The 22,897-nt window shown below is 47.5% G+C and carries 18 protein-coding genes; 5 read left to right on the top strand and 13 right to left on the bottom strand.

Annotated elements, in window-relative coordinates:
* Positions 1-40 precede the first annotated feature (40 nt).
* Entirely contained in the window at positions 41-1,618 is a 1,578-nt protein-coding gene (locus ACO08K_RS30715) for a LysM peptidoglycan-binding domain-containing protein (RefSeq protein WP_421800331.1), read from the bottom strand.
* Between the two features lie 308 nt (positions 1,619-1,926).
* Here ACO08K_RS30715 and ACO08K_RS30710 point away from each other — a divergent pair, with 308 nt between their 5' ends.
* Positions 1,927-2,532, top strand: coding sequence for a DinB family protein (locus ACO08K_RS30710; RefSeq protein WP_421800330.1), 606 nt, complete (start codon positions 1,927-1,929; stop codon positions 2,530-2,532).
* A gap of 81 nt (positions 2,533-2,613) precedes the next feature.
* Here the strand turns inward: ACO08K_RS30710 and fmt are convergent, their stop codons facing one another.
* Positions 2,614-3,537, bottom strand: a complete 924-nt coding sequence (gene fmt / locus ACO08K_RS30705; RefSeq protein WP_421800329.1) for a methionyl-tRNA formyltransferase — start codon at positions 3,535-3,537, stop codon at positions 2,614-2,616.
* 36 nt (positions 3,538-3,573) lie between these two features.
* Between fmt and ACO08K_RS30700 the strand changes: the two genes are divergently transcribed.
* Positions 3,574-4,401, top strand: coding sequence for an alpha/beta hydrolase (locus ACO08K_RS30700; RefSeq protein ID WP_421800328.1), 828 nt, complete (start codon positions 3,574-3,576; stop codon positions 4,399-4,401).
* A gap of 3 nt (positions 4,402-4,404) precedes the next feature.
* Here the strand turns inward: ACO08K_RS30700 and ACO08K_RS30695 are convergent, their stop codons facing one another.
* The 3 genes from ACO08K_RS30695 to ACO08K_RS30685 form a co-directional block, all read right to left on the bottom strand.
* The gene (locus ACO08K_RS30695; RefSeq protein WP_421800327.1) at positions 4,405-4,941 is read right to left on the bottom strand and encodes a GNAT family N-acetyltransferase; all 537 of its coding nucleotides are present in this window, start codon (positions 4,939-4,941) and stop codon (positions 4,405-4,407) included.
* Positions 4,942-4,956: 15 nt separating this feature from the next.
* Complete coding sequence (locus ACO08K_RS30690; protein WP_421800326.1) at positions 4,957-5,457, bottom strand: GNAT family N-acetyltransferase; 501 nt, start codon at positions 5,455-5,457, stop codon at positions 4,957-4,959.
* A 193-nt stretch (positions 5,458-5,650) separates the two neighbouring features.
* A complete protein-coding gene (locus tag ACO08K_RS30685) occupies positions 5,651-9,106 on the bottom strand; it encodes a pyruvate carboxylase (protein ID WP_421800325.1) in 3,456 nt (1,151 codons plus the stop codon).
* A gap of 644 nt (positions 9,107-9,750) precedes the next feature.
* On the opposite strand from ACO08K_RS30685, the gene ACO08K_RS30680 reads away from it, so the two are divergent.
* Complete coding sequence (locus tag ACO08K_RS30680; protein ID WP_421800324.1) at positions 9,751-11,388, top strand: M43 family zinc metalloprotease; 1,638 nt, start codon at positions 9,751-9,753, stop codon at positions 11,386-11,388.
* A 74-nt stretch (positions 11,389-11,462) separates the two neighbouring features.
* On the opposite strand, the gene ACO08K_RS30675 is transcribed toward ACO08K_RS30680, so the two are convergent.
* Positions 11,463-12,170: a class I SAM-dependent methyltransferase gene (locus tag ACO08K_RS30675; RefSeq protein WP_421800323.1), complete on the bottom strand. Its 708-nt coding sequence runs from the start codon at positions 12,168-12,170 to the stop codon at positions 11,463-11,465.
* A 102-nt stretch (positions 12,171-12,272) separates the two neighbouring features.
* Here ACO08K_RS30675 and ACO08K_RS30670 point away from each other — a divergent pair, with 102 nt between their 5' ends.
* The gene (locus ACO08K_RS30670) at positions 12,273-13,361 is read left to right on the top strand and encodes a Smr/MutS family protein (RefSeq protein ID WP_421800322.1); all 1,089 of its coding nucleotides are present in this window, start codon (positions 12,273-12,275) and stop codon (positions 13,359-13,361) included.
* 42 nt (positions 13,362-13,403) lie between these two features.
* Here ACO08K_RS30670 and ACO08K_RS30665 read toward each other — a convergent pair whose 3' ends face one another.
* The 5 genes from ACO08K_RS30665 to ACO08K_RS30645 all read right to left on the bottom strand — a co-directional run bounded on the left by ACO08K_RS30665 (position 13,404) and on the right by ACO08K_RS30645 (position 19,607).
* The gene (locus ACO08K_RS30665; RefSeq protein WP_421800321.1) at positions 13,404-14,012 is read right to left on the bottom strand and encodes a D-glycero-alpha-D-manno-heptose-1,7-bisphosphate 7-phosphatase; all 609 of its coding nucleotides are present in this window, start codon (positions 14,010-14,012) and stop codon (positions 13,404-13,406) included.
* Entirely contained in the window at positions 14,002-14,232 is a 231-nt protein-coding gene (locus ACO08K_RS30660; RefSeq protein WP_421800320.1) for a hypothetical protein, read from the bottom strand. The genes ACO08K_RS30665 and ACO08K_RS30660 overlap by 11 nt, the downstream gene beginning before the upstream one ends.
* A gap of 366 nt (positions 14,233-14,598) precedes the next feature.
* Positions 14,599-15,921 carry a sugar porter family MFS transporter gene (locus tag ACO08K_RS30655; protein WP_421800319.1) on the bottom strand — a complete coding sequence of 441 codons (1,323 nt, stop codon included), beginning with the start codon at positions 15,919-15,921 and terminating at the stop codon, positions 14,599-14,601.
* A gap of 122 nt (positions 15,922-16,043) precedes the next feature.
* Complete coding sequence (locus ACO08K_RS30650) at positions 16,044-18,419, bottom strand: ABC transporter permease (RefSeq protein ID WP_421800318.1); 2,376 nt, start codon at positions 18,417-18,419, stop codon at positions 16,044-16,046.
* Positions 18,420-18,551: 132 nt separating this feature from the next.
* A complete protein-coding gene (locus tag ACO08K_RS30645) occupies positions 18,552-19,607 on the bottom strand; it encodes a sensor histidine kinase (protein ID WP_421800317.1) in 1,056 nt (351 codons plus the stop codon).
* Positions 19,608-19,862: 255 nt separating this feature from the next.
* Between ACO08K_RS30645 and ACO08K_RS30640 the strand changes: the two genes are divergently transcribed.
* Positions 19,863-20,528: a porin family protein gene (locus tag ACO08K_RS30640; RefSeq protein ID WP_421800316.1), complete on the top strand. Its 666-nt coding sequence runs from the start codon at positions 19,863-19,865 to the stop codon at positions 20,526-20,528.
* Positions 20,529-20,646: 118 nt separating this feature from the next.
* Here the strand turns inward: ACO08K_RS30640 and can are convergent, their stop codons facing one another.
* Both can and ACO08K_RS30630 read right to left on the bottom strand, forming a co-directional pair.
* Positions 20,647-21,279: a carbonate dehydratase gene (gene can / locus ACO08K_RS30635; protein WP_421800315.1), complete on the bottom strand. Its 633-nt coding sequence runs from the start codon at positions 21,277-21,279 to the stop codon at positions 20,647-20,649.
* Between the two features lie 2 nt (positions 21,280-21,281).
* Positions 21,282-22,847 carry a SulP family inorganic anion transporter gene (locus ACO08K_RS30630; protein WP_421800314.1) on the bottom strand — a complete coding sequence of 522 codons (1,566 nt, stop codon included), beginning with the start codon at positions 22,845-22,847 and terminating at the stop codon, positions 21,282-21,284.
* Positions 22,848-22,897: the final 50 nt, after the last annotated feature.

Genomic DNA, 22,897 nt, shown 5'->3' with positions numbered 1-22,897 from the left:
CACCTAAGGATTCACCTCAGTACTACATTTTTTTAAGCTTTTAAACCAAAACAACGGGCACACCCACCTCCAGGATTTTCCGTGCCCGCTCAATCGTCAGTGCACTCTTCCGTCGGGATTGATCCGGCCGGGGCACCGTTTCAAAGGCGATCAAATGGTTACAAATGTCTCTCCATGCAGTGCTGGCCAAGAAGTTTAGCTCAGCAATGCTACGGTTTTGCGCCAGATCACTCAGTGCTTCGCTCAGCACCATGGCCATGTAGTTGGGCCCGAGGTTCACGCCCATTGCAATGGCTAAGGCCTGAGTTTCGAGGTCGCGCAAAACACTAGACACTGGTGTTTGTATTCTGGCTCCATTTGCCAAATTCAAATTCAGCATCGCGCCCAGCGAAGGCACCGCATACAAAGCGTTGGCCACCCGGTATTGCTCAACAACCAATTCCTGTACAAAACCGGCCTGAATAAAAGGTACAAACAAGTCTGTCTGCGATTTGATGTATTCCCAGATCTGCACCTGATTGACAATCATTGGTGCTGAAGCCACACTAACCTGCCCGTTTTTGACCGTAATCCCGGCCCTTTCAAAGGTTTGTTGGAATTGCAGCGGAGCAAAAGTTTTCATGCTTTGTAACAACTGATTCAAACTGAATTTGGCGGCAAACTGGATAAAACCGTAGGAAAAAATACCCACGTCGTAGGTATTGATGGCGTCGTAATGCCCCTCTACTTTTTTACAAAACTGTAGAGCATTGAAAATTTGTGGGGTCAATCCAGCGGTGGCAATGGCGGCATGAGAAGGCACAGCACGGGCCTGGCCCGAAAGGCTATAGCCATTCAGTTTTCTGATGAGTTTGAAGGTGCGGACTTCATTGTTGAGCAAACGAATGTCCAGATAAAGGTTGTAGGCGGTATCCTCCCGGCGACCCAGCAGGGCTGAATTGCTGGAGGGGTTGACGGGTGGGTTTGGTGAAGGCGGTGGAGTTGGGGTAGGTGGCGGCGTAGGTACTGGAGGATTGACCACTACCGGCGGCTTTACCACTGGCGGCGGGCTTGGCGGTAGTGGTGTAACGGGCGGAAAGGTATTTCCCCCCACACTGACACTGACCTTGAGTACCTGCCCAATGCTCAGCGCATCACTTTTCAGGTTGTTGAGGCTGCGCAAAGCGACAATCGTGGTGTTGTTTTCCCGGGCGATTTTGCTCAGGGTGTCACCTTTGACCACGGTGTAGTTTTTAAAATTCTGGGGCTTTACAGGAGTGGTAATTGGTTGGTTGCTGCCAATGCGCAAAACCATGCCCACACTCAGGGTATCAGATTTGAGGTTGTTGTCTTTTTTGATTTGCTCTACCGACACTTTGTAATTGATGGCGATGCGGTAGAGGGTTTCTCCGGGTTTGACGACGTGTTGGGAGCTGGAGGAGTCGAGTAAACCACGGGATTTGGCGGCTACGGGGCTGGCGTCTTCCTCTTCTATCCGGATCAGGAGGTTTTGCCCCAGGAACAATTGGCTGGATTGCAAACCGTTGAGGGCTTTGAGGTGACGGACTTTGACGTCGTATTGACGGGCGATGCTGGTGAGGGTGTCGCCGGGGGCGACGGGGTGGAGTAGAGTGGTCATGGTCGTGGTTTTTGAGGCCCGGCGGCCTTCTCCCACGGCTAAAGCCATGGGGTGAGCTTGTGTATGTGCCTCCCACAACCCACGATTTAAATCGTGGGATTCCCGTGGGTTGGCGAGGTTTTGTTTTAACGTTGTTGGATGACGAAAAGTATCAGTGATGCAACATATGCCAAAGTTAACAAATCAATACCCATTTTGCTCGATATAAATGCTTCATTGCCAAAAGGCATCAAAAATTAACTTGAAAAATAAATTAAAAGTTTGTATTTTTGAATATAAAAACAATTAAAACACCGAAAATTCATTTTATGAAAACATCAATGACTGTTCTATTGGCGCTGGTCTTTACTGGAGCCCTGAGTGCCCAAACCCTTACCAAAACTGAGCGCAAAGAAGCTGTGAAGTACATCAACTGGAGTACCAAAGAGCTGAAGAAAAGTTTGAAAGGTTTATCGGAAGCTCAATTGAGCTACAAACCCGCCGCAGACCGCTGGTCGCCACAAGATTGTATGTACCATATCGCTTTTTCGGAAGGCGCTCTGCGTAGTTTTCTGGATCAAGCGCTCAACGCTCCCGCTGACCCAAAAGCCAAAGCCGAAATAAAAACTACGGATGAGCAGATTAAAGCTGGGATTGTCAACCGAACCAACAAGTTCAAAACCGCTGAATCTTTTCAACCGGAAAATACCGGCTTCAAATCCCTAACAGAAGCTATTGCTGCCTTCGACAGCAAAAGAGCCATGTTGGTTGACCTGGTAAAAACCACCAATGCAGACCTGCGCAATCACATTGTAGCCCATCCTGCTGGCAAAATGGACGCTTATCAGTTTATCTTGTTTATTGCCGGACATAGCAATCGGCATACGCAGCAGATCAATGAGGTGAAGACGGTGGCGGGGTATCCGGGGTCTTGATTTCTAAAAATCTTACGCGGTGTGCAGATAATTGGGAACTGCACACCGCGTAGGACTTTAATAGCTCAATTAAGGAGAATCTTATTGCTTTTTTAATGCGTACCCATTCAAAAAATCCCTAACCCCCATCCTTTTCCTTCCTTGCAATTGCAATTCCAATACTTTCACAAACCCATCCCTGGTGCTGTATTTCAAATACGAACGCCCGTCCGAAAACAACTGCCCAGTCGGATGTTCATGCTCGACAATTTCTTTTTCCGTTCGCAATACTTTTAATTCCAGCTCATCCAGCGTTGTCCAAGCCGCAGGAAAGGGGCTCAGGCCGCGTACAAAATTGTGTACTTGAGCAGTGGTTTGATCAAAATTGATCTGACAAGTTTCGTGGAAAATTTTAGGCGCATGGCTGGCCTGGGAATCGTCCTGAGCTTGCTGCGGCACGGTGCCTGCTTCGATGGCTTGCACCGTTTTAAGCACTGTACCTGCACCTAGTTGCATCATGCGATCGTGTATGTCGCCAGCCGTTTCGTTTTCACCGATGGGGAGTTTATCTTGAAAAATGATGTTGCCGGTGTCGATTTCGTGTTGGAGGAAAAAAGTGGTTACGCCCGTTTCGACGTCTCCATTGATGACCGCCCAGTTGATGGGGGCGGCACCGCGATAACGAGGCAAGAGGGAGCCATGCAAGTTAAAAGTGCCCAATTCGGGCATACTCCACACAATTTCTGGGAGCATCCGGAAAGCAACAACGATAAACAAATTGGCTTCCAAGGCCCGCAACTGGGCCAAAAATTCCGGGTTGCGCAATTTTTCCGGCTGCAATACCGGAATACCTTGTTCAACTGCATATTTTTTAACTGGAGATTCCAAAACCTGCTTCATGCCCCGGCCACCCATTTTGTCAGCTACGGTCACCACGCCCACTACTTCGTAGCCATTTTTCACCAGGACATCCAAAGAAGGAACCGCAAAATCCGGGGTTCCCATAAAAACGATTTTTAATTTCATGCTTAATTGCTAATTTGGCGTAAATATATAAAATCCATGCCAGCACCACGTACCCTCTATCTTACTACCACCGATGGCTTAAATCTCCGTTGTTTAAGTTGGGATCACGTTGAACCCAAAGCAGTGATTGCCCTGGTGCACGGGATGGGCGAGCATTGTGGTCGATATGGACATGTGGCCGATTATTTTAACCAGCAGGGTTATGCTTTGATGGCATACGATCAGCGGGGGCATGGCGAATCGGGGGGGCCACGGGGACATAGCCCTAGTTTTGAGGCCTTACTGGATGATCTGGCTTTGTTCCTGCGGAAAGTGGAAAAGGAGTATCCAGGAACGCCCATCGTGCTGTACGGACACAGTATGGGTGGAAATGTGGTGCTGAATTATACCTTAAAAAGAAAGGCGGCCATTGCCGGGCTGATTGTTTCTTCGCCCTGGATTGAATTGGCTTTTGCCCCACCGGCTTGGAAGGTAAGTGCGGCGCGTTGGTTGAAACTATTGTTGTCCAAACTATCGATGTCCAACGATCTGGATGTAAGCGTTTTGTCGCACGATCCTCAGGTGGTAGCCGCTTACCAAAAAGATCCATTGGTGCACAATAGAATCACGCCCAGCATGGGTTATGATTTGATGATGGCAGCGCAGGATTTACAAACTTTTGCGGGTAATATGCCAGTGCCAACCTTACTGTTTCATGGTACTGCGGATAAAATTACGTCTTATCCAGCCAGTAAAGCTTTTGCTGAGCGGGTGGGTGCCCCATTGAGTTTTACTGAGTTTGAAGGTTTTTATCATGAAACGCACAATGAGCCGGAAAAAATTCAGGTGTTTGAGCGGATTGGCGCTTGGTTGAAGGAATTGTAAAGGCTATTTTTTTAATTTAACTTCATTTGTACTCCTCCAAATATACCGACACACCATTGCCGTACCCCCATCCGGGTTATCATGCGCTATTGTTTCATGATTGGTGGCCCCCATCAAAGCGTAAAACTTCCGGGCCTGCTGATTGTCTTCCAGCACCCAGAGGTAATAGCCTAGTCCAGCTTGTCTGGATTCGGCCAATTGGGCGGTACGCTCCATCAATTGTGCTCCAATGCCCTGGCCTTGTACTTCCCGGCTGACATGCAGGTTGTCCAATAAAGTCCCAAAAATCGGATTTTCATTGATTTCAATACAAGCAAAACCGACCAAGAGCCCATTTTTTTCCGCCAATAAAATCTCCCGATTGGGAATGGGATGGGCAAAACGTTCGGCCCACAAATCGGCGCGTTCCTGCACCACCTGTTCATCCAGATAAGCATCACTAAAAATGCCCCGGTAGTGTTTTTGCCAACTTTCGGCGTGCAGTTTGGCGATGGCAGCTTCGTCTTCTGGTTTGGCCAAACGGTAATTGATCATGATCATCGTTCCTTTGCTTTATCAGCCCTTGGTCAAGTCTTTGAAAAAAATATAGGTGTCCACATACCCCAGTTCATGGTGGTAAAAACCACCCGGGGTGGTGCCGATGATCTCAAAACCATTGGCTTTCCAGGCGCGGACCGCGGATTCGTTGGTGCTGACCACCAGGTTGAATTGCATGCCTCGGTAGCCCAAGTTTTTGGCCGCTTGAATGGAATGTGCGCAGAGTTGGGTGCCGATTTTTTGGCCCCGAATTTGAGCATCTACCATATAGGCCGCATTGGCAATGTGTTTGCCGTAACCCGGTTGGTTGGGTCGCAGGATGTAGGCCCCAACGATTTGCCCGTCCAGGTCTGCTACAAAGACCGCATTGTCGAGGTTGATCCAGGTGGCTTCCATTTGTGCACGCGAGTAGGTCTCGTCGTAAGGGAAGTAGATTTTTTGGTCGACTACGGCTTTCCAGAGGTACCAGACAGCGTCGAGGTCGGCTGGGGTTGCTGGGCGAATGGATAAGTGACTCATTGTATTTTTTTTAGCACAAAGAACACTAAGAAGAGCACAAAGGGCACAATTAGAACGACGTTGACAACGCCATCTGCCTATTCTTTTTTAGGCTGATGGCAAATATTCCACTTCGGATTCAACCTATGTCAACGTCTCATCTTTGTGTCCTTTGTGCTCTTCTTTGTGTCCTTTGTGCTCCACAAAAGTAGTGTTACTCCAATTCAATAATCAAATCATCCTGCTCCACCAGCGTCTTTTCCTTCAAATGGATTTTCTTCACCGTGCCCGCTTCGTGAGCAATAATGGTACTTTCCATTTTCATGGCCTCGATGATAAAGAGGGGCGAATTGGCTTGTACTGTCTCCCCTTCCTTGACCAGGATTTTGGCCAAACTACCTTGTAGCGGTGCCCCTACATCTTTGGCGGTGCTCACTTTTTGGTGGACGATTACTTCTGTTTTCGCAGTCCTGTCCCGCACCGAAAGCATCCGCGACTGGCCATTCAGCTGGAAGAATACCACCCGGTTGCCCAATTCATCGGGCTGGGTTTTGTTGAGGTATTTCACCACGATGTTTTTACCCTTGGCCAGTTCGATGATGATTTCTTCCATGGGTTCCATGCCAAAGAAAAAGACTTTGGAAGACAGGTGGCTCAAATCACCATATTTGCTTCTTGATTCGTGGTATTCCTCGTAGACCTTGGGGTACATCTGGTAAGAAAGGAAATCGCGGAATTTGGTATTGTTCCCAAATTTTTCCTGAAAGGCTGCAAAAGCAGCGTCCAGGTCCAAAGGCTGCATGTGCGCGTTGGGTGCTACAGTATAGGGCTTTTCTCCCTTCAACACCACGGCCTGGACATCTTGAGGGAATCCACCTTCAACCTGACCTAGGTCACCCCGCATCAGTGCCTTGACACTATCCGGAAAGGCCAGGGAATTGCCCCGCTTGATGACATCCTCGGCACTTAGGTTGTTGGAGGTCATGAACAAGGCCATATCGCCCACTACCTTGGAAGAAGGGGTCACTTTGACGATGTCGCCAAAAAGGTCGTTCGCTACGCGGTAATTTTGCTTGACGAGTTCAAACTTGTCTTCGAGGCCAAGGGCCCGGGCTTGTGGCCGCAAGTTGGAGTACTGCCCGCCTGGAATTTCATGCTCGTATACATCCGCTGAACCTGCCCGCAATTCCGACTCGAATGGGTGGTACACCCGGCGAACTGACTCCCAATAATTCGAAAACTCGTTGAGGCTGTGGAATGCTACGGGATTTTCACGTTCATGCCCTTCCATCATGGCCACGAAGGAGTTGAAATTGGGCTGCGAAGTCAGTCCACTCATGGACGCCAGCGCCAAATCAACCACATCTACTCCTGCTTCTACCGCTTTGAGGTAGGTAGCCGCCTGGATGGATGAAGTATCGTGGGTATGCAGGTGGATCGGCAGGTCTACTGCTTTTTTCAATTCTTTCACCAAAACATCTGCCGCATAGGGTTTCAACAAACCCGCCATGTCTTTGATGCAGAGGATATGTGCACCTTCGTCTTCCAGTCTGCGGGCCAAATCCAGGTAATATTGCAAGCTGTACTTGGTGCGGGTTGGGTCGCTGATGTCACCAGTGTAGCAGATACAGGCTTCCGCAAGTGAATCGGTACGCTCCCGAACGGTACGAATGCTGGTGCGCATGGAGTCCACAAAATTGAGCGAGTCAAAAATGCGGAAAAGGTCGATACCCGTTTTAGCGGCCTCCTCGATGAATTTGACGATCACATTATCAGGGTAAGCAGTATAGCCAACTGCGTTAGAACCTCGAATCAGCATTTGCAGCAACACGTTGGGGATGGCCTGACGAATGAGCTCCAAACGCTCCCAGGGGCATTCGTGCAAAAAGCGCAGGGCTACGTCAAAGGTTGCACCACCCCATACTTCCATCGAAAATACCTGATCTCCGTGGTGGCGGGCATAACTTTCGGCGATTTTCATCAGGTCGTAAGTACGCACCCGCGTAGCCAGCAGCGACTGGTGGGCATCGCGGAAGGTGGTATCGGTGTACTGAATGCGGGGTTCGTCCTTCAACCATTGGACAAAACCTTCGCGCCCGAGTTCTTTCAGGCGGTCTTTGCTTCCTTTGGGGTAAGCTTCGTCATGGTTGTATTTTGGTACTACCGGATTCAGCAATACCACATTTGGATCCTTAAATAATACATCGGGATTTTTATTGACAATGACTTCCGCTACGTAGCGCAGAATCCGGGTACCGCTATCCTGCCAGTTGCGCGACTTGAGCAACTGTGGATTTTCCTTGATGAAATTGACAGTGAAGTTGCGGTTTTGGAAATCTTCATTTTCCAGCAAATTCAACAAAAAGCCAATATTGGTTTTGACGCCCCTAACCCGGAACTCCCGCAGAGCCCGGTGCAATTTGCGCGCCGCCGAAGGCATATCCCGGCCCCAGGCAGTTACCTTAACCAACAAACTATCAAAAAAGGGTGAGATACGGGCACCGGCAAAAGCACTGCCAGCATCCAAACGAATACCCATACCCCCTGGACTGCGGTAAGCAATCAGGGTGCCGTAATCGGGTTTGAATTCATTGGTGGGGTCTTCCGTGGTGATCCGGCACTGGATGGCGCAACCGGAGCATTCAATGGACTCCTGGTTGGGGATGCCCACTTCCTCCCCGGTGAGGGGCAGACCCTGAGCAATCAGAATCTGGGAACGTACCAGGTCGATTCCCGTCACTTCTTCCGTAACGGTATGTTCTACCTGGATGCGGGGGTTTACTTCAATGAAGTAGACATTTTCTTCTTCATCCAACAAAAACTCCACAGTTCCGGCATTGTTGTAGCCTACTGCCCGGGCCAGTTTGAGTGCGTATTCATAGAGCTTTTCTTTGGTGCCTTCTTTGCGGATGCTGACCCCGGGGGCGATTTCGACTACTTTTTGGAAGCGACGCTGGATCGAACAGTCGCGTTCGTACAAGTGTACAATATTGCCGTGGCGGTCGCCCAGGATTTGTACTTCGATGTGTTTGGGGCGTTCGATGAATTTTTCCAGGAAAAGGGTTCCGTCACCAAAGGCGGTTAGGGCTTCACTGCTGGCTTCCTTGTATTCTTTCATCAGAGAGTCATCGTCGCGTACTACACGCATGCCTCGGCCACCACCTCCGGCGGCAGCCTTGATGATGACGGGATAACCAATGCGGCGTGCTTCGGCCAGGGCGATCTCGGCAGTGCTGAGGTCGAGTTCACTATCGGGGATGAGTGGAATGCCCGTTTTGCGGGCAATGGTCTTGGCGGCAATTTTATCCCCCAACTGGTCCATAATTTCTGGATCAGGGCCGATAAAGGTGATTCCAGCATCGCGACAAGCCCGGGCGAAGTCTACATTTTCAGATAAAAAGCCATAGCCAGGGTGGATGGCGTCCACCTGATTGTCTTTGGCTACCCGAATGATCTCCTTTATATTAAGGTAAGGTTTGAGTGGGTCGTCATCCGCTCCAATTTGAAAGGCCTGGTCAGCTTTGAAGCGGTGCAAGGAATAACGATCTTCGAAAGTGTAGATCGCCACAGTAGAAATTTTTAGCTCAGCAGCAGCGCGTAATACCCGTATGGCTATCTCGCCGCGATTGGCTACCAAAATCTTCCGGAATTGCTGGTTTAAACTTGTCATGTACATGTCAGTTTACAAAAGAATATGAATGAGTAGTTTTGTGTTTTGAATCTAACTCACTGTCAGAGACTAAGCGTAATTTGGTTCGTTTTTTAGACTAAAAAGGACTGTAAATTAGGGTCAAAAACAGGTTGAAAATTCCGGCAGGGCAGCATTTTTACAAAAAAAATGACATAAAAATGAAAAAAGTCGCCTCAAGATAAGGATGTTTCAAAAAATGATTGTAATATTACTGTCGAAATATCACGTCCCCCCCTTGTGATAGTTCCCATTTATAACCGGTTTCAGGTACTTCAAGTTTCCATTAGGTTTAATCAACATCATTTACACAGCGTTTGCCTGGTTGCAATTGGTCTGCCTTCATGATTTTGCGCTTGAATTGCATCATCTGAAGAATGGTACCTCGTCTTTGCACCCAACATCTTCTTTGCACCAATAATAACTTGTTTGCGCCCAAAAACGAACAATGAGACGACCATGGTGGCCTCTCCTTGCCAGAGAGTATTATGCCTCATTGTTAAAGATGTGTTCATTTTCCTATTCAACAGAACACATCTAAACCATGCCACCGCGACGCTAAAATTTAGGGGTAAATAAGTGCCAAAGGTCTATTGATTTTTTGGACACTGTAATCGAAACAAATCATGACTGCCAGAACACTCTCATGCTTCCTGTTCCCAATTCTCTTGGTTTCAGCTGCTTATGCGCAGCGCAATTGTGCCACTTTAGATCATTGGGAATACGTATTGAATAAGCATGCCAAAATCGCACAAAACCGTGCGCTCATCGAGCGACATGCACAGCAATTTGAACAAACTCCAGAATTAAGAGGGGATAATAACATTCTGATTCCGATAGTCGTAAACATTGTTTACAACAACCCTACCGAAAATATTTCCGACGCACAAATCCTGGAACAAATCCGGGTATTGAACGAAGACTTTGGTCGACTAAATCCTGATGCAGACTTAGCTTGGCCGCAAGCTGCAAATACGGGCATCCAATTCCAATTGGCAAAGCAGGCTCCCGATGGAACACCTACCAATGGCATTCGCCGGCGGTACACTTCCTATTCCCATTTTTCTACTTACGATGATGTCAAATTCAGTAAATCGGGCGGCATTGATGCCTGGCCGACCGGACATTACCTCAATATTTGGGTATGTAACCTGGAGGGCGACATAATGGGTTATGGTCAACTTCCTGGTGGCCCTGCTGAAACCGACGGAGTGGTAATCGACTACCAGTTTTTTGGCCGCTATGGCCATACCAAGGCACCCTTTGACAGAGGGCGTACGGCTACCCATGAAGTAGGGCATTGGCTCAATCTTTTTCACATTTGGGGCGACGGTGATTGTAGTATTGACGACATGGTATCGGATACCCCTGATTCTGATGAAGCCAATCATGGTTGTCCAAAGGATGCTTATTCCTGCGGAGGCAAACTGATGGTTCAAAATTTCATGGATTATACCGATGATGGGTGTATGAATTTATTTACCCAGGGCCAGGCCCGGAGAATGCAAGCCCTTTTTGCCCCGGGCGGTTTTCGCAACAGCTTCCTCAACTCTCATGGTTTACAGGCTTTAGCTGAAATCAACCAAGGGGAAACCTGTGGTGATGGCCTACAAAATGGCGATGAAACCGGCATTGATTGCGGTGGCTCTTGTGCTCCTTGTGCCAGCAAAATTAGCTGCCCGGCGCCATTGAGCATCAATCAGGTGCATGTAGTGAGTAAAGTTACCTTGCGCTGGGAGGCTGTTGGTTCTGCTACTTATCTGGCTGAAATCCGCCAACTCAAACCCAGTATAACCAAATGGGCCAGTGTTGTAACGGCCAATACCAGTGCCAGTGTAAGCGGGGTGCGGGTTGGTCGCACTTATGAGTGGCGGGTACGCTCCATTTGCCAGGCTGGGGATACCAGTGCAGCGGCGGGGGTTGTATTTGTCACCCGCAGCAATGAACGCTCATTGACTCAGGATCTTCCCGTCATTTATCCCAATCCTGCTCACGGACAGTTTTATTTCAATGCGGAGGCAGAAGAAATGCTGGACCGAGAGCTACAAATTGGGAGTATTGAAAAAGCTGATCCAGCAATAGCCTCAACCTTACTGATCAAAAATATTCAAGGGCAACTGATTCAATCTCAAAACTTGCCTGCTGACACTAGCAGCAACACGCAAGTAGATGTGACGAACCTGGTTGCGGGCATGTACTTTGTGCATTGGGTAGATGCAAAAGGCAAACCTTTGAGCCAGGTTCACAAACTGATCATTCATTAACCTTTTTACAATAGCATACTGTGAGAAAAGCACCTAAAGATCCCAAATAGGTGTACTTGATTTATTCTGTTACGTTATCGTTTGACACTGTTCCCGGAATGGCTCGCGACCTGTTCAGGTTGAGGAGCCATTCTTTTTTTGGCCTTTATGACAACGTAGTTAAAAATCCAACCTCGTTTTAATACCAAGGTTTTTTCAATGTCCAAGCCTAGTTTTTTCAATAAGTGCACATAATCCCCCAGACCGTCTTGCTGTGGATGAAGTACGTCACCGGGAATCATGCGGAAAATAAATTTTAACAGAGCAAAACGGTGCACATCGATACTGATCAGCAATGTGCCCGCTGTTTTAAGGCTTTGTATCAGGCATCTGGCAGCTCTTTCCAAATCAGCTACGTGATTGATGGCATTGAGGCAAAAAACATGGTCGTACACTTCCTGTTGATCCAATTGTTCCAACATCAGTGGCTGGAAGTGTACATAGGGGAATTGATCCCGCCTGAAATCTGGTAATTTTTCTTCATAAGCCAAAAGTAAAGGGTCTATCGCGTCTACTTTTTGGTCTTTTAGTATGGTGAAAATACCCGCTGGGCCACAGCCTGCGTCCAAAACCCGCTCATCGGGCAGCAGGTGTAAATCCATTTGCGTCAACACCTTACGCCAGTGCACTCGTTTGGCTTCCACATAGTCAGGCCAGTTCAATTGCTGCAAATAACGCCGCCACCAACGCAACTCCAGAAATTGGGCCAGTCGCCAGCGCCAGGAATATGTTTGATTTTCCAAAAGAAGTAATAATTTTAGGTCAGGAATCAGCGGTCAGCAATCAGCAGTACACTTTGGCTGAAAGCTCATAGCTGACAGCTGATTGCTTCAAACTCTACAAATATGCGTTTTCCAATAGGTACAAAGGTAAAATTTATTCATACTGGCGATGAAGGTACAGTGGTTTCTTTGCTTGATGCTGAGACGGTGAATGTACGGCTTAGTGGTGAAGATATGGAAATTCCGGTGAACATTGAAAACATCGTGATTGCGGATCAATACGTTGCTGCTGCGCCAGTCATTAAGGGCAAACCCAAAGCCCAGCCTCAAATGAATGTGCCACCTCCACGGCCCAAAATTGTGCCACCTGCCGTAGGTGTGCCCGTCAAAGGAAGCAATGCCCAATACGCCATCCTGAAAAGTATGGGCATTCAGCTGGCTTTTGACCCCATTTACAAGGATGATAGCTCTCCCGAAAAATACCTGATTTATGTGATCAACGATACCCGCATGGACGTGGTCTACAATTTCACTTTGTTCTTGGGGAAAAGGGCTGCGATCGAGCACAGTAGCAAGTTGAACAGCCTGCATTACGAGCGGATTGGAGAACTTTGGTTTGACCAGCTCAATGATAGTCCATCGGTAGAAATGGAATGCTGGCGTTTGTTGACCGATGGCGACAGCAAAAAACTGCGCAAGGAAATCAACATTAAGCCCAAAACTTTTTTCACCAAAATCCTTACCGCACCGTTTTTGGATCGCCCGGTTCACCATTTCCGGGTTTTTGAAAAACACGAACTGGATGCCAGCGAGGAAAAGGAAACGGGCACGGAAGACCTCAAATCTTACACCGAGCGGAACATCCAGCCACACGCCACCGTTATCCACCATTCCAGTGGCCCCAAACACGAGGTAAAACAATTGGCTGAGTTTAAAGTGGAATTGGACCTGCACATTGAAAATCTGGTGAAGGACCAACGCAAAATGAGCAATTCGGATATCATCAATCTCCAAATCCGCCGCTTTGAGCAATACCTGGATGAAGCAGTCAGAACGGGTGTAGACCGGGTATTTATCATCCATGGGGTAGGGGAAGGCAAACTGAAAAATGCCATCGCCACCATCCTGTTTCAACACCCACATGTCAAAACCTTTAAAAACGAGTACCATCCTCGGTATGGTTATGGCGCTACGGAAGTGGAGTTTTCTTGATTGTTGAAAAAGTTGAGAAAGCTTGAGGCTGCCGCAGCGACACTACGACAAATTAAGGTTTGAAGCGAGGCAATACTCGGCAAACTCCCACAATGAAGCAAAACGTTGATGGACTTGTAAGCCATTGGCCAGTGCGCGTTCCAGTTTATCCAGTTCGTCACTTTTGCCTTCGATGAGTACAGTGTACATGCTCAGGTTTTGGCCAAACTCCAGGTCGGAAACCGAATCACCAACCATGATTGAAGTTTGAAAATCAATGGCCGGGAAATCTGCCTGGGCTTTGAGGGCCATAGCTGGCGCGGGTTTGCGGCAATTGTTGGGGACGCTGGATAAGTCAGGGCAATGGTAAACGGCATCGATGCGGCCACCCGTCGCCTCAATCTCCTCGATCATTTTTTGATGGATCTCGGCCAGTTGAGCTTCACTCATTTGCCCCTTGCCAATGCCTTGCTGGTTGGTGACCACGATGATGTGTTGGAAATGGGTAGCAAAAAACGCTAGGGCTTCGAGCGCACGTGAGGTGAATTGAAAATCGGACCATTGGGCTACATAGTCGCCGGGGAGGCGCTCGTTGATGACGCCGTCGCGGTCGAGGAAGAGGGTATGATAGGGAATCATTCCTCTCTCTGAAACAATATCTTTATAACTCATTGATCACGTCATTAAGGCTTAGCCTAGATTTCAAGCCCTTTTTCATCTCTTTCATTTCCTGAAAAGCCTGCAAAAGACTATTTTTCAATAAAATGTATTCAATCATCTTTTTTATCTCTTCCCAGTCTTCAATAGGTATCAAAACAGCTGTTTGTTTACCCTTTTCATCAGTTAGGTAATTCAAATTGATTGTATCTATAGAAAATGTAGTGTCCGCCATAACTTGCTTTTTTCGCTACAAAAATATCTGTTTTATAGGTCAAAACAGTTCGTCATCTCGAATTTTGATATCCTAACTGCGGCAGCGGTGAATAGTAATGCCAAAAGTTTTTTCGCAGCTTCGCTGCTTGATTTTTTGTAACCGCGACGACGCGACGGCGCGACGATTCATTTGGCTGCGCCAAATGAGCGACGCAAAACGACGTGAAAGTGTGCGAAGCACACGTAGCGTCGCGTCGTCGCGGTTACAAAACATTTGGCGGTAGCCAAATCAAAACAATGTACTACCATTTAGCGCTCGTCACTACCGTGATTCTAATTACTTTCTTTAACTAAAATTCGGGATAACGAACTGTTTTACCTCCCCTCAATGCCCCATAATCCGCTTCTCCAAATCCTCCAGCGAAGTCCCTTTTGTTTCCGGCATCAGAAATGCTACAAACAACAATTGCAATACCATCATGGCTGTAAAGAACAGGAACACCGAACCTGTACCAAAGTTATTGGCAAAATAAGGAAACACGTTGGCGATCACTGCCGCAAAAATCCAGTGGGTAAAACTGCCAAAGGATTGCCCCGCCGCCCGCACCTGGTTGGGGAAAATTTCGGAGATGAACACCCAGATCACTGCGCCTTGACCCAGTGCATGTGCCGCAATGAACATAAACAGGAACAAGGTAATACCCGCATAAGACTCCGTAAAAAAGGCGTAGGCAATCAGCGACAAGGATACAATGTAGCCAATCGAACCAATGTACATCAATAACTTGCGTCCAAAACGATCAATCAGTGAAATACCGACCATGGTAAAGATCAGATTGACAACGCCAATCCCAGTTGAAGACAACAAAGCCGTACTCGCTCCCTGGCCCGCCAATTCAAAAATCCGGGGAGAGTAATAAATCACCGCATTGATGCCCGAAACCTGATTGAACAAAGCGAATAAAAAGGCCAGCAAAATGGGCCAGGAATATTTTTTGGAAAAAAACGGCTCTACCCGTTTGCCCACTTCCTGATGAATAGAGTCCCGGATGGCTTTTACCGATGCATCCACTTCTCCGGGGTTAATGATTTCAAGGGTTCCCCGCGCTGAGGCTTCATCATTCCTCTTGATGATCAACCAACGTGGGCTTTCAGGCACAAAAAGCACAAAAATGATGAAGGCTAGGGAAGGCAAAGCTACTATTCCCAACATCCAGCGCCAGGATTCTTCCCCTCCTACGCCTTGCAATGCATAATTGCTCACATAAGCGATGAGAATACCCAAAACGATGTTGAACTGAAAAATAGCGACCAACTGCCCGCGTGATTTGGCGGGAGAGATTTCAGAAATGTACAGCGGCGCAGCTACGGACGAGGCTCCCACCCCCAATCCACCGATAAAACGAAAAACCATAAAAGTATTGACGTCCTGGGCCAGGGCCGAACCCAGTGCTGAAACGAGATAAAGGATTCCAATCCAGAATAAGGTCTTTTTACGCCCCAGCGCATCACTGGGCCATCCCCCTAAGGCTGCCCCAAATACGGTGCCGTATAGCGCCATAGCAACGGCCAGGCCGTGCCAAAAATCATTTAGCGTCCAGAGTTTTTGAATGGCTTGTTCTGCACCCGAAATTACGGCAGTATCCAAACCAAATAAAAAACCACCCAGCGCTACTGTAACGGACCAAAGTATAATTTTGCGATTCATGTGTAGAGTTGATTTACACACGAAACTAATAAAAAGATGAGAGATGAGAGATGAAAGATGAAAGCAGGTAAGTCTGGGGCTGTTGGTTTGTTGTCATCTTTCATCTTTCATCTCTCATCTTTTTACTCACTTCTAAGCGCTGTCACCGGATTTTTCAAAGCTGCACGGATACTTTGGAAACTCACGGTAAGTAGAGCGATGCTCAGGGCGATGCCACCTGCTGCTACAAACGCCCACCAGGGCATATCGATTCGGTAAGCAAAATCCTGTAACCAGCGCTGTAACAACCAATAGGCGACTGGGGCCGCCAGCACTACAGCGATCAAAACCAGTTTCAGGAAGTCAAAAGCCAGCAAACGCACCACGGTCCCTACTCCTGCACCCAGCACTTTGCGTACACCAATTTCCTTGGTGCGCCGAGCCACCATGTAATAGGCCAAGCCAAACAACCCTAAACCTGCAATGAACAAAGCCAGCACGGAAAAGAGGAAAAATACCCGCCCCAGGCGTTGTTCAGCCTCATAAAATTTCTGGTAATCGTCCTCCATAAAGCTGTATTCGAAGGGCGCAGTTGGGGCCAATTCATTCCAAAGTTTTTTTACAGCATTGATTTGAACCGCCAAATCCCCTGCCTTTAAACGAATAGCTAGATAAGAGGGTGTCCAAATGGTAGGCATCAAAAGCAATGGTTCAACCTGGTGGTGCAGAGAGAGGTAATGAAAATCTTCCATCACGCCAATGACCTGATAGGCAGTATTGTTTCCACCAGTAATGTGTTTCCCAAGGGGATCAGCCCAGCCCAGTTTTTTGGCCATGGCTTGATTGATGATGCAGCTGAGTGAATCAGCGCGGGAGTTTTGGCGAAAATCACGGCCAGCCTCCAGTTTTACTTTCAGCGTGCTCAGGTAAGCGGGATCAGCAAAAACATAATTGAAAGAGCTTTCTTTAAAATTGGCAGGTTGTTCAGGTGCAAAAATGGTAGAGTCAAATAATTTTCCCGGGAGCGCGCCTGCTCCTGCGGCCTGTTCAACGCTGGGTAGTTTGCGCAATTTTTCTAAAAATACCGCATAGTTCTGATCCAAAGCATAAGCCCGGTCGATGACCAAAACCCGATCCTTGTTAAAACCCAATTCTGAGTTCAACAAAAAGCGAAACTGTGTTCCCACCACCATCGTTCCAATGATCAAAGCGGTAGAAATGGAAAATTGACCCACCACCAAGGACTCGCGCAAGCGGCTCCGCCCCAAGTGGCTCCCCAATTGTCCTTTTAGTGTAGCAATGGTTTTGAAACCTGAAAGCACCACGGCTGGAAATACCCCGGCCAACAAACTCGTAAAAAGGGTAATCCCCGCCAACAAAGCGAGCAAAAAAGGCAAGTTCAGCCGTTGCAAGTCCATGCTTTTCCCGGCCAACACATTGAAATAGGGCAAACTAAACCCCAAAATAGCCAGCGCCAATAACAAAGCCCCCAGGACGGCCACAAAGGATTCTCCAAAAAACTGCAACATCAACTGGCCACGCCCCGAGCCCAGTGCTTTGCGCACTCCTACTTCCTTAGCCCGGGTAATCGAGCGTGCAGTGCTCAGGTTGATAAAATTGATGCAAGCCAGCACTAAAATAAATAAGGCTACCACGGAAAAAATATAGAGATAAGCCCTCCGGCCATTGACGCTGAGCTCCATTTCCAAATTGGAGTCAAGGTGGATCGAGTTCAGGCTTTGAAAGGGGAAACGGGAAAAATTGCCCTTGGAACGAAACTCTTCTTCCAAAAAACGCTGCTCAACATAGGTCTGGAATTTCTTTTGCAGTGCAATGGGATCAGCTCCGGCTTTGAGGCTAAAATAATTGTAAACCGAAGCAAATCCCCACAAATCTTTACGCTCTTTAATAGATTGCAATTGATTCAAAGCGCCTAAAAACTGGAACTGAAAATGAGATTGGGTAGGCAGGTCTTGCACCAATGCACAAACTTTGAGCGGCGTACCATCATTTTTCAAAAGGGTTTGCCCGACCGGATTTTGATCGGGAAAGTATTTTTCAGCGGCGCTTTGGCTCAGGGCAATGGTGTTGGGTTCACGAAGGGCTGGAGTCAAATCTCCGGCAAGCACCTTCACATCGAACACTTTGGGGAAATGTTCATCTACGTATAAAAGCTCAGTTTCCCGCACATATTCCGTACCTTTTTTGAGGGTCAACCCGGTTTGGTACATTTGGGTAGCGTATTCAACCTCGGGGAAATTTTCTTCCAGTGCGTGCTTGATGGGCACCGGTCCGACGGGTAGTTTCCACTCATTGTCGCCAAAGCGGCCATTCCAGATTACCCGATGAATACGGTCAGCCTTTTGATGAAATTGATCGTATTGCAATTCGTCGTTTACCCAAAGGGCGATCAACAAACAAACTGCAATACCAATTGCTAATCCCGCAATGTTGATGGCCGTGTAACCCTGGTGTTTCCAAAGTTGCCGGAAGGTCGTGAATACATAATTTTTGAACATATTGCCCCGATTGACTTTGATTCATCATCGAGAGGGCAAGTTTTGTGCCAAGGATTTTATTAATTGTTAATCAACATTAAATATTGCCACCTAAAATAAAATATGTCCATTTTCGCACACTAAGTGTTCGTTTTATCCCACATTGGGCAAATAAATCGAAAACACTGCCCCTTTACCCAAGCCCTGGCTGCTGGCTTCAATCCGGCCCCGGTGTTTCTCCACAATTCCTTTCGCCAAATACAAACCGATCCCTGTCGATTTTTCCCCCATCGTTCCTTTTTTGCCAGATTTGGTGAATTTTTCAAACAACTGCATGCTTATATCGGGTTCAAAACCAATGCCTTGGTCACGCACCTGGATACAGACCTGGTTTTGGTCGTTTTCAAAACAAGAAACCTGAACAGTCCCTTTTGTTTCTGAAAACTTCACAGCATTCAAAATCAGGTTTTGGATGGCTTGTTTGAATAACTCCGGCTTTACACCGATACGGACATCATTCACAATCTGCTGGGTGACCTGGATGTGTTTGTTTTTGATTACCGACTCAATGGATTGGAGTACTCCATCAACGAGATTTTTCACACTGACTTTTTCGAAATCTGTTTTGGTCAGCACGAGATCTTCCTGGCGGAACAGGTTGAGCACCTCATCCAGAAAGGCCAGTTGTTTTTCCATTTCGGCACTTAGTTCATCACAAAATTCATTGATGACCTTGGGGTCGGTTTCTTGTTTGATGGTTTGGCAGACGCCAATGGTTTGTGCTAAGGGTGTTCGCAAATCATGACTGAGCAACGCAGTGAGGTCTTCGCGTTGGCGCAGCAATAGTTCAAGGCGTTCCAGGGTATTTTGCAGGTTATTGAACAATGAGCCTACTTCATCCTGATAATGCATTGGCAGGTTGGGTAAACTGCGGGTACTGAGGTATTGACGCAAGGCTTGTTCGGCTTGCCGCAGAGGCGACAATAGTCCATGCAAAATGAACAAGGTCAGCAAAACGCCCAAAAGGGTGAATACAAAGGCGACAATAACCGATATGACTGGAGTAAAAATATCACTGCGGAAAACCGCGAAACCAATCAGCCCTATCAATGGAATGTGGATGCCTAAAAAGGCGATGAACAAAAATTTGCGAGAATAACTCTTGGCTAAAAAGGGAACGCGGGATAGGTTTTGGTAAAGATTTTTCATTTTGAAAAAGTATTACAATTATAAGGTAATAGTATTACAATAATATGAGCTATTTCGCAATAATTCAATGGTTTGAGAAAATAAAAATAGGCAAATGAAACCAATTCGGCCCCTCAGTTCGTAAAATTTCTTGATATCCAGAAAATTTACCGGGCAGCTGGACCGTTAGTAGCACGAACAATTTTTCAGCCTCCCCCTGCCAGGTCACTGGCACAAATTTGAATTTTCCTTTAATCACCAATCAACCAAATGACTATGAAAAAAGTACTGTTGGGGATGTTCCTCCTCATTTGTTTCAGCATCACAACCCAAGCCCAGGTTAGCATCAAAGTGGGCGCCAGCCTTTCAACCGTTGCCGAAGAGAAAGAAAACGTCACCAAAGACCAGCTGAAAAACGAATCTGTATTGGGTACCGTGGTAGGCCTGGCTTTTGAGCTTAATCCAGGTAAATTGTTGGTCTTTCAGCCTGAGTTGCTGTTTTCCCAAAGTGGGGGGCGCAACACCTACGAGTTATTGGGCACCAAGACCGATACCCGGTATAAAATCAATTACCTGGAACTTCCGCTCCTGGCCAAACTACAATTGGGAAACAACGGAGGTGAAGGGGTAGGCATTCACATCGCGGCAGGCCCCTGGTTGGGTTATGCATTGGGCGGAAAAACCAAAACCGCAACGACCATCGGCAGCAGTCAGGAAGTGATCACCGAGCGCAAATTCACTTTTGACGATGAAGACGATGCACGACGGATCAACTACGGTTTGGTTGGCGCAGCCGGGATTGGTTTTGGCAAGGTCACCCTCGACCTCCGGTACAACTACGGCCTGAACAACATCCTGGACAATGACGCAGACAACAGCAACGACAACCGTCCTGTGTTGCAAACGCGTGGGGTGGCCCTGACGATGGCTTTGCGCTTATAAAAAAGTTGAGGAGTTGAGGGGTTGAGAAGTTGAGGCTACCGCGAGCGATCTTGACAATGTACTTGCTTAAGTCGCTCGCGGTAGCCTCAACTCCTCAACCTTCTCAACTCCTCAACTTTCATAAATCATCATACTCATAAATATGATCCAGCCTGGTCCCTGGCGCCATTTCCTTCAAAGGTTTAATCAAGCCATTGTCCAAGCCATATACCCAACCATGCAGATAAGGCGCTTGTCTGTCTTTCCAGGCTTTTTGAATGATTGAGGTTTTCGCCAGATTTAAGACCTGTTCTTCCACATTGAGTTCGATCAAACGGTTGACCCGCTCATCTTCATTTCCTATTGCAGTCAATTCTGCTTCATGGATGCGGTAAACATCCTTGATGCTGCGAATCCACTTGTTGATGATGCCAAAGTTGTTGTGGCTCATGGCTGCTTTTACCCCGCCACAACCATAGTGCCCACAGACGATGATGTGCCGCACTTTGAGGTGCATTACCGCATATTCCAACACACTCAAGAGATTGAGGTCGGTATGGATGACCATATTGGCAATGTTGCGTTGGACAAAAATTTCGCCTGGCTCGGTCCCGGTAATTTCATTGGCAGGAACGCGGCTGTCGCTGCATCCGATCCACAAAAACTCGGGAGTCTGAATTTGGGCCAAACGATGGAAATAGTCGGGGTCTTCTTTGACTTTTTCCCGTGCCCAAGCTTTGTTTTCCAAGAGTAATCGTTCGTATGCTTTCATGCTTAGATCATTTCCCGCTTGTGCGGATCGTTAAAAATTTCTTTGGTTTCACCAGGTCTGCGCTTGAAGTAAATCCTAATGTTGCGCGACTCCGAATTGACAATAAAATCGTTGACTACCTCTACCACATCCTGGTCCACAAAGGTAGATTTTGAAGCATCGATCAGTACCGCCTGGTCGTCGGGAATATTTTCCAGTGCCGTTTTTAGGTAACCCTTATTGAGGTAAGATACTTCTTTGGCGAAGCGAATCAGGTAGCGGTGCTCGTCTTTGAGGATGAGAATGGATTTGTGGAAATTGCTGCGGAAAATGAAATAAAAACCCGCAATCATTCCCACACAGATTCCAATTAAAAGGTCGGTAAACAAAATAGCAAGGACGGTGATAATGAGTGGGAAAAACTGGTTGTAGCCCTTTTTCCAGTATTCTTTAAAAATGGAAATTTTGGCCAGCTTGTAACCAGTAAAAATCAAAATGGCTGCCAGGGCTGCCTTCGGGATCAGGTTGAGGAGCCCGGGGATGAACAACACCGCTGCCAGGAGCATTGTGCCGTGCAAAATGGTAGACAATTTACTTTTTGCGCCGGAACTGACATTGGCGCTACTGCGCACAATCACGGAGGTGAGCGGCAAGCCCCCCAATAGTCCTGAAACGATGTTTCCCACACCCTGGGCTTTTAACTCGCGATTCGTAGGAGAAAAACCTTTTTCCGGGTCCAATTTATCGATGGCTTCCAAGCTGAGCAGGGTTTCCAAACTGGCAACAATGGCCAGGGTTCCTCCGGTAATCCAAACCTGCAGATTGCCAATCCCACTCCAATCGGGGCGATTGAGCTGATTGAAAAATTCCACTGGATTGGCGCTTAACGGAAGTGACACCAGGTGATCTCCATCCAGGTACAATCTGGATCCCTGGCTTTGCAAATAGGCATTGAGCAAAGCACCTACCAAAACCACAATCAGCGGCCCGGGGATCAACTGAAAAATGCGGTTTTGTTTAAAAAACTTCAACTCGTAAACCACCAGAATCAAAAGCGAAATGAAGCCAATGATGATCGCGGCTGGTGCAAAGTGGTTCAGGGAAAGTAAAATTTCTGAAAAAGTATTCTCTCCATCGATTTGAAAAAAAGACTCATCCCCCTCGGGGTCAGCATCGTAGCCTACCAGGTGGGGCAATTGTTTGAGGATCAAAATCAGGCCAATGGCCGCCAACATGCCTTTGATCACCGCATTGGGTATATAGTCGCCAATGATGCCTGCTTTGATATATCCGAGGATGATTTGTAGCACTCCGGCGATGATCACACTGAGTAAAAACACCTCGTAGGAAGGCAGTTCGCCTAAAGCCCCGGCAACAATGGCGGTCAAACCCGCCGCTGGGCCACTTACACTAAGGTTTGAACCACTCAAAGCTCCGATGACGATTCCACCAACAATTCCACCAATCACTCCGCTCAACAGCGGTGCTCCCGAAGCCAATGCAACACCTAAACACAGTGGTAAAGCGACCAGAAAAACGACGATGGAGGCGGGGATATCCCTTCCGGCATGGGAGAGCATTCGGTTCATGCACTTGTTTGTTTGCATACCTGTACTGTAAGGCTAGCACAGGTACTTAA

The sequence above is a fragment of the Haliscomenobacter sp. genome, assembly GCF_965225875.1.
GTDB lineage: Bacteria > Bacteroidota > Bacteroidia > Chitinophagales > Saprospiraceae > Haliscomenobacter.
Note: the sequence above shows the minus strand (reverse complement) of the source record. Positions and strands in the feature narration are given on the sequence as shown.